Genomic DNA, 13623 nt, shown 5'->3' with positions numbered 1-13623 from the left:
CCGGCCCCGCTGGACCCCGGGGTCCAGCGGGGCCGGTCCTGGTGCTCGCTGGTCCGGGTGGGGCAGGGGTGCAGTTCGTACGGCATGAGCCGCTTCCCGTCCGAGCGCGGCACCTCGTCCGCCTCCCGCACTTCACGCACCTCATGCACCGGCCCGCCGTCCGGCAGGTGCGGCTGGTCCTCGGGATCCGGCGGCCCCGGCTCCCGCATCATCACGCCGATCCCGGCCACCACGGCCCAGATCAGTCCGGCGGCGACGAAGATCCCGCCGGCGAAGGCCCCGGCCACGTTCCACTGGTGTGCCGTCAGGGCCATGACGTACGTGCTCGCGTCCATCCCTCTCACCCGCCTCACCCGGGGAGCGGGGATGACCCCGAGATCGGTCGGGATCGGCCGAGATCATCCCTCGTGTCCCCATTGTCCTCCCGGTACGAGTCACCACAAGGGGATGCACGGGGACATCGCGGAACGGGCGCGCTCAGCCCTCCTCCGGCACCAGCCGCAGCGCGATGCTGTTGATGCAGTACCGCTGGTCCGTCGGTGTCGGATACCCCTCGCCCTCGAACACGTGCCCGAGGTGGGATCCGCAGCGGGCGCAGCGGACCTCGGTGCGGACCATGCCGTGGGAGCGGTCCTCCAGGAGCTCCACCGCGTCGGAGTCCTTGGGGTCGTAGAAGGACGGCCAGCCGCAGTGGGACTCGAACTTGGTGTCGGAGGTGAACAGTTCGGCGCCGCAGGCGCGGCAGGTGTAGACGCCCCTGGTCTTGGTGTCCGTGTACTCACCGGTGAAGGCGGGCTCGGTGGCCGCCTGGCGCAGGACGGCGTACTCGGCCGGGTTCAGCTCCGCGCGCCACTGCTCGTCCGGCTTCTCGACCTCGTACGGCATGAGTGGTCAGCCCCTCACTTCGACAGGCGGTGCAGGATGTGCGGGCCGAGGTCCGTGACGTCGCCCGCCCCCATGGTGAGAACGAGATCGCCGGGCCGCGCCATTCCCGCGATCACGGCGGGCGCCTCGGCCTTGTCGTGGACGGCGGTGACGTCGGCGCCGGCCGCGCGGGCCGCCTCGACGATCAGGTCGCTGGTGACGCCGGGGATCGGGTCCTCGCGGGCCGGGTAGATGTCGAGGACGACGGAGGCGTCGGCCAGGGCCAGGGCCCGGCCCATCTCCTCGCCCAGCTCCTGGGTGCGGGAGAAGAGGTGGGGCTGGAAGAGCACCAGGATGCGCGCCCCGCCGGCGGCCGCCCGCATCGCCTCCAGGTCCGCGGTCATCTCGGTGGGGTGGTGGGCGTAGGAGTCGATCACCTGCACGCCGGCCGCCTCCCCCTTGAGCTGCAGGCGCCGCTTGACGCCGGTGTAGGCCGCCAGCGCCGGGGCCAGCTCGGCGGCCGGGATGCCGAGGGCCACGCCCGCGGTGAGGGCGGCGACGGCGTTGTGGGCGTAGTGGCGGCCGGGCACGGAGACGGCGAAGGTGAGCCGCTGTCCCTGGAGCAGGACGGTGACCTCGCTCCTCAGCCCCTGCGGGACGACCGACAGGATCCGCACGTCGGCGTCGGCCGCCTCGCCGTACGTCACCGTGCGCACCGAGCCCGCCAGGCGCCGGGTCAGCTCCCGCGCGCCCTCGTGGTCGGCGGCGATCACCAGCGTGCCGCCGGGGACGATCCGGCCGGCGAAGGTCTGGAAGGAGTCGTAGATCTCCTCCATCGACGCGTAGTTGGCGTGGTGGTCGAGCTCCACATTGAGGACGATGGCGACCTCGGGCGCGTACTTGTGGAAGCTGCGGTCCGACTCGTCGGCCTCGGCGACGAAGAGGTCGCCCTCGCCGTGGTGGGCGTTGGAGCCGGGCACGTCCAGGTCGCCGCCGATCGCGTACGACGGCTTCAGGCCCAGCTCGGTCAGGGACACGGCCAGCATCGACGTCGTCGTGGTCTTGCCGTGGGTGCCGGCCACCGCGACCGGACGCAGGCCCTCCATCAGCGCCGCCAGGGCGTCGGAGCGGTGGACGACCGGGACGCCCAGCTCGGCGGCGCGGGCCAGCTCCGGATTGTCGTCGCGGATCGCCGAGGAGACGACGACACAGCTCGCGTCGTCGGCGAGGTGCTCGACCGCGTGCCCCACGTGCACCGTCACGCCCAGCGCCCGCAGCGCCTGCGCCGTCGCCGAGTCCTTCGCGTCGCTGCCGGCGACCTTCGCGCCGCGCTGGGCGAGGATCTTCGCGATGCCCGACATTCCGGCGCCGCCGATGCCGATGAAGTGCGGTCGGTCCATGGCGGGGGGAAGACCGGGGGCCATGTGTCTCTCTCCAGGGTTCGCTACGACGGACTGCGCGGGCCGGGGCGGGCACGCGGGGCCCAGCCTATTGCGTGCGCGGAGCGGCAGCTCGCGAGGGGCGTGGCGGGCCGGGGCGCGGGCGCGGCGGGCCCGGCCGCGAACACGCCGCGGGCGGCGCCTCACGAGGGGCGCGGGTCCGGTGGCGGCGCCCACGTCCCGCCGGGTCCCGCGACGGCACTCAATCCCTGCTGCCGTCGCCGCCGTCCTGGCCGCCGTCCCCGCCGTCCCCGCCGTCCTTGCCGTGCGAGAACAGCTTCAGCACCGGCACCCCCACCTTGTGCCGCGCCCGCGAGGCCCAGTCCCGGTGGAAGAACTCCTCCACGTAGTGCGGGTCGGTCAGGACGATCACCTCGTCGGCGTCGGCCTCCTCCACGAGGGCCTTGAGCGCGTCCAGCGGATGGTCGTCCACCAGTCGCCCCTCGGCCTGGCTGCCGGCGGCGCGCAGGGCCCTCAGCGACACGTCCAGAGCCCGCTGCCCCACGCTGACGGCCTCCTCGCCCTCAGGCGTCTCGCCCTCGCGGACGGCCTCGTCGAGCTCGCCCAGCGCGATGTCGTCGAGGGCGCGCAGCAGGCGGTCGGCCTGGTTTCCGCGCGGCTGGAGCAGCACGTGGAAGGCGACCGGCTCGTCCCCGTGCAAGGTCGTGACGAACTCCACGTCGGCGGACGTCAGCGCCTTCTCGATCATCAATACGCTTGTGAACACCAGCGCCCCTTCTGCTCCGGGCCGGCGGCCCCAGTCCCGCGCGGGCCGGTCCCGGCCCCGCGGAAACCATCCTGCCCCGTGATCGCACGGCTACTGCCGATTCTCCTCTCGCCCGGCCCGCCGCCTCACTTCCGCCGGTATCGACCGATCACCTCCGCCGGTACCAGCTGATCATCCCCGCCGGTATCGGCCGATCGCCTCCGCCGGTATCGACCGATCACCTCCGCCGGTACCAGCTGATCATCCCCGCCGGTATCGGCCGATCGCCTCCGCCGGTATCGACCGATCACCTCCGCCGGTACCAGCTGATCATCCCCGCCGGTATCGACCGATCACCTCCGCCGGTATCGACCGATCACCTCCGCCGGTACCGGCCGATCACCCCCGCCGGTACCGGCTGAACAGGAACCCTTCTTCCTCCAGCAGCGACACCAGCTGGAACCGCTGCGGCACCGGGATCGCCGGCCCGCCCGCGATGCGCTGCGCGTCGCCCGCGGTAAGGAGCGGGGCGACCGTCAGGCACAGCTCGTCGAGCACCTCAGCCGCCACCAGCTGGCCCAGCAGCCGCGGGCCGCCCTCGGTCAGCAGCCGGGTGTGGCCGAGGTCGGCCAGGGCCTGCACGAGACGCACCGGATCGACGCCGGCGCCGTCCCCGGCCACGACCACCCGGGCGCCCGCCTTCCGGGCCGCGGCGACGCGGTCGGCGGGCGCGGCGGCGCCGGTCAGGACGAGCGTGGGCACCAGGGGCGAGGTGAACAGCGGGAGCGAGAAGTCCAGGTCGAGAGCGGCGCTGACCACGGCGACGGCCGGGGCCGGCGCCTGCCCCGCGGCCCGGCGCAGCGCCGCGAACTCGGCCCGCGCGCGGGCCGGCCGGTACCCCTCGCGGCGTACCGTCTCCGCGCCGACGACCACGACGTCCGCGAGGGCCCGCAGCGTGCCGAAGATCCGCATGTCGGCGGCGCTGGAGATGGGCTGGGAGCGCCCCTCGTGCTGGGCGGCCCCGTCGAGCGTGGCGACCATGTTGGCGCGCAGCCAGGGGCGGGGGCCGTCCGGGCCGGGCTCCGGGTAGGCGTAGGCGGCGGCGAGTTCCTCCAGGCTCCACTCCCGATCCGCGTTCCGCTCCCGGTCCGTGCTTCGCTCCCGGTCCGCGTCTCGCTCCCGGTCCGCGTTTCGCTCCCGGTCCGCGTTTCGCTCCCGGTCCGCGTTTCGCTCCCGGTCGGTGCTTCGCTCCCGGTCCGCCGGGTGGGCGGCCCGCTCACCGCCGGGGGTGCCGGCCGCCGTCCGGGGCGCTGTCTCGTCGGTCACAGGGAAGAGGCGTCGCATGCCGTGCAGTGTGGCACGGGCACTCGTCCCGGCGGCGGGTGCGACCGGGCCGACCGGCCCCGGCACGGCCGGCATCACCGCTGGTGAGCGGCCGTGTCACCGTCGTAGCCGGTGGTGTGTGGCCGTCCGCGCCGCCGCGGCGGCGGGCGGCGCCCGGCCGTCCCCGACCGCCCCTGCCCGCGCCGCCCGCGGGCCCGGCACCGCAGGTCACCCCGGGCAGGCCCTAGCATGGGGAAGCGTGTCCTCCACCAGCGCCGCCTCCACCACCGCCGCCTCCGGAACCGGCCCGAGGGCCGGTACGGCCCCGCTGTCGCTGTGCGCCCGCGAGCCGCACGTCCCCGCGGACCGGCTGGTCGCCGAGATGGTGCCGCCGCCGCGGTTCGACTCGGTGCGCTTCTCCACCTACCTCCCGGACCCGAACCAGCCCAGCCAGGCGGAGGCGGTCCGGGTGCTGGAGGAGTTCGCGGCCGGACTCGGCGAGCGGCCGGCGGGCGGCGCCCGGCGCGGCCTGTTCGGCTTCGGCCGGAGCCGGGCCAAGGCCCCGGCCGGCCCGCGCGGCGTCTACCTCGACGGCGGCTACGGCGTCGGCAAGACCCACCTGCTGGCCTCCCTGTGGCACGCGACCCCGGCCGACCCCTCCCGCAAGGCGTTCGGCACCTTCGTGGAGCTGACCAACCTGGTCGGCGCCCTCGGGTTCCAGAAGACCGTCGAGACGCTCTCCGGCCACCGCCTGCTGTGCATCGACGAGTTCGAGCTCGACGACCCCGGCGACACGGTCCTGGTCTCCACCCTGCTCGGCCGGCTGGTCGAGGCGGGCGTGGCGCTGGCCGCCACCTCCAACACGCTGCCGGGCAAGCTCGGCGAGGGCCGGTTCGCGGCCGCCGACTTCCTGCGCGAGATCCAGGGCCTGGCCGCCCACTTCCGCACCCTGCGCATCGACGGCGAGGACTACCGCCACCGCGGCCTGCCCGAGGCGCCGCCGCCGTTCACCGACGAGCAGGTCACCAGGGCGGCGTACGCCACCGAGGGCGCATCGCTGGACGACTTCCCGCAGTTGCTCGCCCACCTCGCCCGGGTGCACCCCAGCCGGTACGGCGCGCTGACCGAGGGCGTGACGGCGGTGTGCCTCACGGACGTCCAGCCGGTGCCGGACCAGTCGACGGCCCTGCGCCTGGTCGTCCTGGCCGACCGGCTCTACGACCGGGAGGTGCCCGTGCTGGCCTCCGGGCTGCCCTTCGACCGGCTGTTCGGCGAGGAGATGCTCAAGGGCGGGTACCGCAAGAAGTACTTCCGCGCGATATCCCGCCTCACGGCACTGGCCCGCGACGCGCAGCGCCTGGTGGACACGCACGCGTGACGCGCGGCGCCTGGTCGCCACGTGCGCGTGACGCCGTGGCGGCCCGGCCGTCACCCCTCGTTCAACTCCCTGTCCGCGCGGGCGGATTCACGCCAACCGACCCTCGGTTTTCGGGCGATCTCCGATTCGAAACACCGAGTCAACCCTGCAAACACCCCCGCCGGGCTACCGTGTTTCTTGACCAACCGTTGACCAACGCTTGGTCGTTACGAAACATGAGGCGTGAGCGGGGGGAGGCGTATGTTCCGAGGTACGACAGCCCGGAGCGCGCCGGTGGTCCTCGCCGCCGTCCTGCTCGTCGTCCAGTTGTTCGCACCGGGCGTTTCCTTCGCATCCGCGCACACGGTCCGTCAAGCCGAGGCCAGAGCCGTGCCGTCGGGGACCGCGGCGACCGGCCGGACCCCGCACGACGAGACCACCGTCCTGCGCTCCTGCGAGCACCACGGCGCCCCGGCCGGGCCGCTGCTCCTGCGCGACCGGCACCGTGCCGCCACCTGCCTGTCCCAGGCACCCGAACGCCCGCCGCTCAGGGGCGACTCGGCGGCCCCACCCCCCTCGGCCGCCCCCGACCCCGCGCACTCCAGCGCCTCCAGATCGCCGGCCGACCGCACACCGGCCGCACTCCAGGTCTTCCGCTGCTGACCGGCACGACCACCGGCCCGCCCTGCTCACGGGCGCCCCGCGCCGCGTCCGCCGGGTGCACCCGGCGCGTCCGTGAGGAGACGCCCACCGGCCCGGGCGGCACACCGCCGACAGGCACACCGCGCCTGCCGACCGGCAGAGCACGCGCTCCCCCACCTCTGTCCGTGCAGATCCGACGCGCCCCCATCGGCGCGCCAGGAGGAGTCACCCCACATGCAGCCGTTCATCGACCACGCCCGCGCGTTCGGTCAGCGCCCCGACGAGTTCGCCCGGTACGCCGCGGGCCAGTCGCCCCAGGTGCTGTTCATCACCTGCGCCGACTCCCGGGTCGTTCCGGCCCTGATCACGGGCGCCCGCCCCGGCGAGCTCTTCGAGCTGCGCACCGCGGGCACCATCGTGCCGCCGTACGACACCGGGCACCCCACCGGCGAGGCCGCCACCATCGAGTATGCGGTGGACGTGCTCGAGGTCCGGGACGTCGTCGTCTGCGGCCACTCCCACTGCGGTGCCGTCGGCGCGCTGGTGCGCGGCGACGACCTGGACGCCGTACCGGCCGTGCGCGAATGGCTCACCCGCGCCACGCCCCGCCCGAAGGGCGCGCCCGAGGACCCGGCCGTGGCCGAGGCGGTGCAGAACCACGTCCTCACCCAGATCCTGCGGCTGCGCTCCTACCCGTGCGTCGCCGAGCGGCCGGCCCGTGGGGAGCTCACCCTCCACGCCTGGTTCTACGAGGTGCACACCGGCACCGTCCTGGCGCACCAGCCGCGCACCGACACCTTCCGGGCGCTGTGAGGAAGGGGGTGACCGCGATGAACCGGAAGACCCCGGCGTCCTCGACGCCCGCGGCGTCCCCGCCGCCCGAGCCGTCGGCGCGGCCGGCCGGCGCGCGCAGGTTCCCGTATCTCAGGCAGGACTTCGCGGCCTCGCTCGTGGTGTTCCTGGTCGCGCTGCCGCTGTGCGTCGGTGTGGCGGTCGCCTCCGGCGTGCCGGCCGAACTCGGCCTGGTCACCGGCATCGTGGGCGGCCTCGTCACCGGGCTGCTGCCCGGCAGCAGCCTGCAGGTGTCCGGTCCGGCCGCGGGCCTGACCGTGCTGGTCCTGGAGGCCGTGCGGGAGTTCGGGCTGCCGGCGCTCGGCGTGATCGTGGCGGCCGCCGGGCTGCTGCAGCTCGCCATGGGCTTCCTGCGGCTGGGGCGCTGGTTCCGGGCGATCTCCCTGTCCGTGGTGGAGGGCATGCTCTGCGGCATCGGCCTGGTGATCATCGCCGGGCAGATCTACACCGCGGCCGGGACGAAGGCGCCGGACACCGGCGTCGGCAAGATCATCGGCCTGCCCGGCGCCCTCGTCGACGCCCTCGACAACCCCGGGGCGCCGGCCTCGCTCGCGGTCGGCGCGGGCACGATCGCCGTCGTGGTGCTGTGGCAGCGCCTGCCGGGGAAGGTGCGGGTCGTGCCGGGCGCCCTCGCCGCCGTGCTGCTGGCCACGCTCGCCGTGCTCGTCTTCTCCCTGCCGGTCGCCACGGTCCGGGTGGAGGGCCTGCTCGGCGCGATCCGCCCGCCCGGCGCCGACGCGTTCGGCAGGCCGGCCGAGCCCGCGCTCGTCGGCACGGTCCTCGCCTTCGCGCTGATCGCCTCGGCCGAGAGCCTGTTCAGCGCGGCGGCCGTGGACCGGCTGCACGACGGCCCGCGCACCCGGTACGACAAGGAGCTGGTCGCGCAGGGCGTGGGCAACACGGTGTGCGGCCTGCTCGGCGCGCTGCCCATGACCGCGGTGATCGTGCGCAGCTCCGCCAACGTCGGCGCGGGCGCGCGGACCAAGGCGTCCCGGGTGCTGCACGGCGTGTGGCTGCTGCTGTTCGCCGCGCTGCTGCCGTACGCGCTCGCGCTGATCCCGCTGCCCGCCCTGGCCGGCATCCTGGTCCACGCGGGCTGGAAACTGATCCCGTTCCGCCAGATCGCCGCGCTGTGGCGCGGGCACCGGGGCGAGGCGCTGATCCTGGTCGCCACCGCCGTGTCGATCGTCGCGGTCACCATGTTCGAGGGCGTGCTGATCGGCCTGGCCCTGTCCGTCGTCAAGACCGCCTGGGAGGCCTCGCACGTGCGGCTGGAGGTCGTCGACGAGGGCACCGGCCCGATCCGGGCGCACCTGGCGGGCAACGCCACCTTCCTGCGGCTGCCGAAGATCCTCGACAACCTGGAGGCGCTCCCCCAGGACCGGCCGATAGAGCTGGACCTGTCCGGCCTGCACCACCTCGACCACGCCTGCCGCACGGCCCTGCGGAACTGGGCCGAGCGGCACAGCACGGCCGGCACCGAGCCGGTGCGGGTGCTGGCGGCCTGAGACCGCGCCCGCGCGGCCCGGGAGCCGGGGTCGTGCGGTCCGGGAGCCGCGCCCGTGCGGTCCGGGGGCCGGGGCTGTGCGGACCGGGAGCCGGGGCCGCATGATCCGAAGGCCGAGGTCGGGGCCGGGGCGGTGGTCCCGGCCCCTTTCGGTCCGGTCCGTCCCGGCGGTCCGCCGAGCGGGGCCGCGGACCCCATGGCCCCGGCCGGTTCCCGGGCATATCGTGGCAGGAGCAGGCACCGCACGGACCTCTGGGCAAGGAGGTCGCCATGCTCCAGGAGCTGGTGGCAGCGGGAGTGGCGGTCGGTTCGGCGGGGTTGGTCTACCTCGCCGCCTCGGCGCGCATCGTCAAGCAGTACGAGCGCGGACTGGTGTTCCGGCTCGGGCGGGTGCTGAACGACGTGCGCAGACCGGGATTCACCATGGTGGTGCCGTTCGTGGACCGGCTGCGCAAGGTGAACATGCAGATCGTCACGCTGCCGATCCCCGCGCAGGAGGGCATCACCCGGGACAACGTCACCGTACGGGTGGACGCGGTCGTGTATTTCAAGGTCGTCGACCCGGAGGCCGCGATCGTCAACGTCGAGGACTACCGCTTCGCCGTCTCCCAGATGGCGCAGACCTCGCTGCGCTCCATCATCGGCAAGAGCGACCTGGACGATCTGCTCTCCAACCGGGAGAAGCTCAACCAGGGCCTGGAGCTGATGATCGACAGCCCGGCCGTGGGCTGGGGCGTGCAGATCGACCGGGTCGAGATCAAGGACGTGTCCCTGCCGGACACCATGAAGCGGTCCATGGCCCGGCAGGCCGAGGCCGACCGGGACCGGCGCGCCCGGGTCATCAACGCCGACGCGGAGCTGCAGGCCTCCCGCAAGCTCGCGGAGGCCGCGCAGGTGATGTCCGACGCCCCGGCCGCCCTCCAGTTGCGGCTGCTGCAGACCGTGGTCGCGGTCGCCGCCGAGAAGAACTCCACCCTCGTGCTGCCCTTCCCCGTGGAGCTGCTGCGCTTCCTGGAGAAGGCCCATCAGCCGGCCGCGGCACCGCAGACCGGCCCGGCGGCGGCACCGCGGGCGGACTCCGCGCCGCAGGCGGATTCCGCACCGGGCACCGGCCCGGCGCGCCTGAACGCGCCCGCGCCCGAATCGATCCCGCCGGCGCCCGCACCGGCCTCCGTGCCGGGAACCGGCCCGGTCGCGGCGCCGGCATCGGCCGCTCGGACCGCCCCGGACGCCGAGGTCGCCGGAGAGGTGACCACCAGCTGACGGGTACCGGCCGACGGATGCCGACCGACAGGTGCCGACCGACGAGTGCCGACCGACGGATGCCGCACGCTGGCGGCGGGCCGACCGCGCCGCTAGCGTGCGGCCATGCGCAGCAGGCTCGTGTCCGCGGCGGTGGCGGCGGCCGTCCTCGTCCCGGTCGCCGGGTGCGGGGGCGACGGCGGCTCCGGCGTGCCCACGCCCACCGCGACACGGCGGATCACCGTCACCAGCCCGGCCTTCCCGGACGGCGGCACGATCCCGCGCCGTTACACCTGCGACGGCGCCGACGTCTCCCCTCCGCTCGCCCTGTCCGGCGTGCCGGCCGACGCGACCGGACTGGTCGTGATCGCCGAGGACCGCGACGCCCCGCACGGGACGTTCACGCACTGGCTGATGTGGGGCGTGTACCCGCGTCTGGCCGAACTGCCCGCGGGCGAGGTGCCGGCCGGCGCCACCGTCGGCCGCAACGACTTCCGGAAGAACGCCTACGGCGGCCCCTGCCCGCCCCGGGGCGACCGGCCCCACCGCTACGTCTTCACCGTCTACGCCGCCGACCGCCGCCTCGGCCTCACGCCCTCCGCCACCGCCGACGACGTCCGGCGCGTCCTGGCCGGACACACCCTGGCCCTCGGCAGCCTCTCCGGCCGCTACGGCCGCTGAGCCCCCGTAGCCGCCACGGCCGCTGAGCCCCGGTAGCCACTGCGGCCTCTGCCCCCCAGTGGCCGTTACGGCCGCTGAGTCCCGGTGATCGCCACAGCCGTTGACCCCTGGTGGCCGCCACGGCCTCTGCCCCCCGGGGATGGTCGAGCGGCCCGCGGCTGGGTACTCGGCGCGCATGAGCGACTACCGGCACGTCACTGGTTCGTACTGGCTGAAAACGGCCCCCGGCCGCTCCTTCCCCCCGCTGACGGAGGACGTCGAGGTCGACGTCGCCGTGATCGGCGCCGGGATCGCCGGGCTGAGCACGGCGTACGAACTGGCGCGGGCCGGGCGGGGGGTGGCCGTGCTGGAGGCCGGGCGGGTCGCGGCCGGGGTCACCGGGCACACCACCGCCAAGGTGACCGCGCTGCACACCCTCGTCTACGACCGGCTGCGCCGCACCCGCGGCCCCGACGCCGCGCGGCTGTACGCCCGCTCGCAGACGGAGGCGATCGAGCACGCGGCCGCGCTCGTGCAGGAACTGGGCGTCGACTGCGACTGGGAGGGCCGCAGCGCGTACACGTACGTCTGCGACGCGGGCCGCGTGGAGGAGCTGCGGGCCGAGGCGCGGGCGGCCCGGGAGGCGGGGCTGCCGGCGTCGTTCACCACCGACACCGGACTGCCGTTCCCGGTGGCCGGCGCGGTGAAGGTGGAGGACCAGGCGCAGTTCCACCCGCGCAAATACCTGCTGGCCCTCACCGACGCCCTGACCGGGCTCGGCGGGCGGGTGTACGAGCGGACCGCGGTCACCGGCCTGGCGGAGGGCGAGCCGTGCCGGCTGACCACCGCCGCGGGGCCGGCCGTCCGGGCGCGGGACGTGGTCGTCGCCACCCACTACCCCCTCTTCGACCGGGCGCTGCTGTTCACCCGCCTCTCCCCGCGCCGCGAACTCGTCGTCGCCGGCGCGATCGGCGCCGAACGGGACCCCGACGGCATGTACATCACGCCCGACGAGGGCACCCGCTCGGTGCGCACCGCGCCGTACGGCCCCGGCGACGGGCAGCGGCTGCTGATCGTCACCGGGGAGCACTTCACGCCGGGCACCGGGGACACCCCGGCCCGCTTCGGCAGGCTCACGGCCTGGTTCCGGGAGCACTTCCCGGGCGTGGACCCGACGTACGCCTGGGCCACGCAGGACAACGACCCCACCGACACCGTGCCGATGGTCGGGCCCCTGTACGCGGGCACCCGGCACACCTACGTGGCGACCGGCTTCCGCGGCTGGGGCATGAGCGGCGGGATCATGGCGGGCCTGCTGCTGACCGCGCTGCTCACCGGCCGGCCGTGCGCGTGGCGCGAGCTGTACGATCCGCGCCGGCTGCGCACGGCGGTGCGCGAGGCGCCCGCCTTCCTCAAGACGCAGGCCCAGGTGGCCCGGCATTTCATCGGCGACCGGCTGCGCCCGCCGGCGTCCGTCGACGACATCCCGCCCGGCGGCGGCGCCGTGGTCTGCTCGGGCACCGACCGGATCGCCGTCCACCGCGACGACGAGGGCGCCCTGCACGCCGTCTCCGCCCGCTGCACCCACCTGGGCTGCCTGGTCGGCTACAACGCCGCCGAACGCGCCTGGGAGTGCCCCTGCCACGGCTCCCGCTTCGCCCCCGACGGCACGGTGATCCAGGGGCCCGCGGTACGGCCGCTGGAACGGCGGGACATCTGAGCCGGGCGCGCGTACGGCCCGGGCGGCCGCCGTGCGGGTGACCGGACCGCCGCGCCGACCACCGGCACGAGTGTGATCATCGTACGTTCCTGCGGTGATCGCTTCCGTACGCCGTGCCGCCGCCGTCTGCGTCCTGGCGGCCTGCACCGCCGCTCCCAGCTCCTGCGGGGCGCAGCGTGCGCCGCACATCCCGGCCCGCCCCGCCCCGTCGGCCTCCGCGGCCCCGTCCCGGCCGCCGACTCTCGCGCCCGGACCGGCCGGCCTCACCCCCGTCTTCTCGCACGGCCCGCGCACCCGGGGCAGGGTCGTCGCGCTCACCTTCGACGCCGACATGACCGCCGGCCAAGGACCGCGCGCGGCCGCCGGCGAGCACTTCGACAACCCGGGCCTGATCGCGGCGCTGCGCGCGCTGAAGGTGCCGGCCACCGTGTTCATGACCGGCCGGTGGGCCGAGCAGTACCCGGACCAGGCCCGCGCGATCGCCCGGGACCCGCTGTTCGAGGTCGCCAACCACTCCTACAGCCACTACGCCTTCACCGGCGACTGCTACGGCCTGCCCACCGTCCCCGAGGAGCGGATGCGGGCGGACGTGGAGCGCGCGTACACGGCCTTCCGGAAGGCGGGCGTGCGCGACGCGCTGCCGTACTTCCGCTTCCCCGGAGGCTGCCACGACCGGCGGTCGCTGCGCGCGCTGAGCGGGCTCAAGGTCACCGCGGTGCAGTGGGACGTGGTCGGCGGGGACGCGTTCGCGACGGACGCGGACGCCGTCGCCCGGCAGGTGCTGGACGGGGTGCGGCCCGGATCGGTCGTGGTCCTGCACTGCACCCGCAGCGCGGCCCCGGTGACCGAGCGGGCGGTGCGCGCGGTCGTGCCGGAACTGCGCGCGCGGGGCTACCGCTTCGTGAAGGTGTCCGCGCTGATCGGCGCGGCGAACGGGCGTCCCACGCTGGAGAAATGAGCGCGCACGAGGACGACCGCCGGGGCGAGGGCCGGGGCGAGGGCTGGGACGACGGCCGGGACGACGGCCAGGGCGAGGGCTGGGACGACCGCACGGGCGGCTACTGCCTGATCGACGCCACCCGGCCGCCCCGGGCCGGCGGGCCGCCGTACGCGATGGGGGTGCCCCCGCTCGCGCGCAGCCGAGAGTGGGGGAGCGTGCTGTGCCGGCAGCCGACGGAATACCCCGAGTCGTACAAAGGCATCACGCTGTGCCCGGTCTGCATGGGGGTCCCCCTGCTCGAGCGAAGTCGAGAGCTTGGGGGAGGCAAGAAGCGCAGCGCATCGCCTGCTCCGGCTGACCCCGCTCCGACC

At 74.9% G+C, this 13623-nt stretch carries 13 protein-coding genes and 1 pseudogene; 9 read left to right on the top strand and 5 right to left on the bottom strand.

Going from position 1 to position 13623, the window contains the following annotated elements; translation table 11 throughout:
- From IE225_RS14095 to IE225_RS14075, 5 genes are all read right to left on the bottom strand, one after another.
- The coding region (locus tag IE225_RS14095) for a DUF6479 family protein (RefSeq protein ID WP_190057812.1) at positions 1-335 on the bottom strand (335 nt) is incomplete at its 3' end.
- A 142-nt stretch (positions 336-477) separates the two neighbouring features.
- Positions 478-885 (bottom strand): peptide-methionine (R)-S-oxide reductase MsrB, encoded by a 408-nt coding sequence (gene msrB / locus IE225_RS14090; protein ID WP_190057811.1) that lies wholly within the window; start codon positions 883-885, stop codon positions 478-480.
- Positions 886-899: 14 nt separating this feature from the next.
- Positions 900-2288 carry a UDP-N-acetylmuramate--L-alanine ligase gene (gene murC / locus IE225_RS14085; protein ID WP_190057810.1) on the bottom strand — a complete coding sequence of 463 codons (1389 nt, stop codon included), beginning with the start codon at positions 2286-2288 and terminating at the stop codon, positions 900-902.
- A 217-nt stretch (positions 2289-2505) separates the two neighbouring features.
- Positions 2506-3030, bottom strand: coding sequence for an indole-3-glycerol phosphate synthase (locus tag IE225_RS14080; protein ID WP_190057809.1), 525 nt, complete (start codon positions 3028-3030; stop codon positions 2506-2508).
- A gap of 378 nt (positions 3031-3408) precedes the next feature.
- Positions 3409-4353, bottom strand: coding sequence for a pyrimidine reductase family protein (locus IE225_RS14075; RefSeq protein WP_308432491.1), 945 nt, complete (start codon positions 4351-4353; stop codon positions 3409-3411).
- 238 nt (positions 4354-4591) lie between these two features.
- Between IE225_RS14075 and zapE the strand changes: the two genes are divergently transcribed.
- From zapE to IE225_RS14030, 9 genes and pseudogenes are all read left to right on the top strand, one after another.
- The gene (gene zapE, locus IE225_RS14070) at positions 4592-5710 is read left to right on the top strand and encodes a cell division protein ZapE (RefSeq protein ID WP_190057808.1); all 1119 of its coding nucleotides are present in this window, start codon (positions 4592-4594) and stop codon (positions 5708-5710) included.
- 240 nt (positions 5711-5950) lie between these two features.
- On the top strand, positions 5951-6352 hold the full coding sequence (locus IE225_RS14065) for a hypothetical protein (protein WP_190057807.1): 402 nt from the start codon (positions 5951-5953) through the stop codon (positions 6350-6352).
- A gap of 213 nt (positions 6353-6565) precedes the next feature.
- On the top strand, positions 6566-7144 hold the full coding sequence (locus IE225_RS14060; protein ID WP_190057806.1) for a carbonic anhydrase: 579 nt from the start codon (positions 6566-6568) through the stop codon (positions 7142-7144).
- Positions 7145-7161: 17 nt separating this feature from the next.
- On the top strand, positions 7162-8691 hold the full coding sequence (locus IE225_RS14055) for a SulP family inorganic anion transporter (protein WP_190057805.1): 1530 nt from the start codon (positions 7162-7164) through the stop codon (positions 8689-8691).
- Between the two features lie 269 nt (positions 8692-8960).
- The gene (locus IE225_RS14050; RefSeq protein ID WP_190057804.1) at positions 8961-9953 is read left to right on the top strand and encodes a slipin family protein; all 993 of its coding nucleotides are present in this window, start codon (positions 8961-8963) and stop codon (positions 9951-9953) included.
- 105 nt (positions 9954-10058) lie between these two features.
- The gene (locus tag IE225_RS14045; protein ID WP_190057803.1) at positions 10059-10613 is read left to right on the top strand and encodes a YbhB/YbcL family Raf kinase inhibitor-like protein; all 555 of its coding nucleotides are present in this window, start codon (positions 10059-10061) and stop codon (positions 10611-10613) included.
- A gap of 175 nt (positions 10614-10788) precedes the next feature.
- Entirely contained in the window at positions 10789-12312 is a 1524-nt protein-coding gene (locus IE225_RS14040; RefSeq protein WP_190057802.1) for an FAD-dependent oxidoreductase, read from the top strand.
- A gap of 94 nt (positions 12313-12406) precedes the next feature.
- Complete coding sequence (locus IE225_RS14035; protein ID WP_190057801.1) at positions 12407-13270, top strand: polysaccharide deacetylase family protein; 864 nt, start codon at positions 12407-12409, stop codon at positions 13268-13270.
- Positions 13267-13610 (top strand): annotated as a pseudogene (locus IE225_RS14030) (hypothetical protein). Before IE225_RS14035 ends, IE225_RS14030 begins: the two are co-directional and overlap by 4 nt.
- Positions 13611-13623: the final 13 nt, after the last annotated feature.

The organism is Streptomyces echinoruber (assembly GCF_014651135.1).
Classification (GTDB): domain Bacteria; phylum Actinomycetota; class Actinomycetes; order Streptomycetales; family Streptomycetaceae; genus Streptomyces; species Streptomyces echinoruber.
The sequence above is the reverse complement of the archived record's forward strand: the minus strand, read 5'-3'. Positions and strand labels throughout refer to the sequence as shown.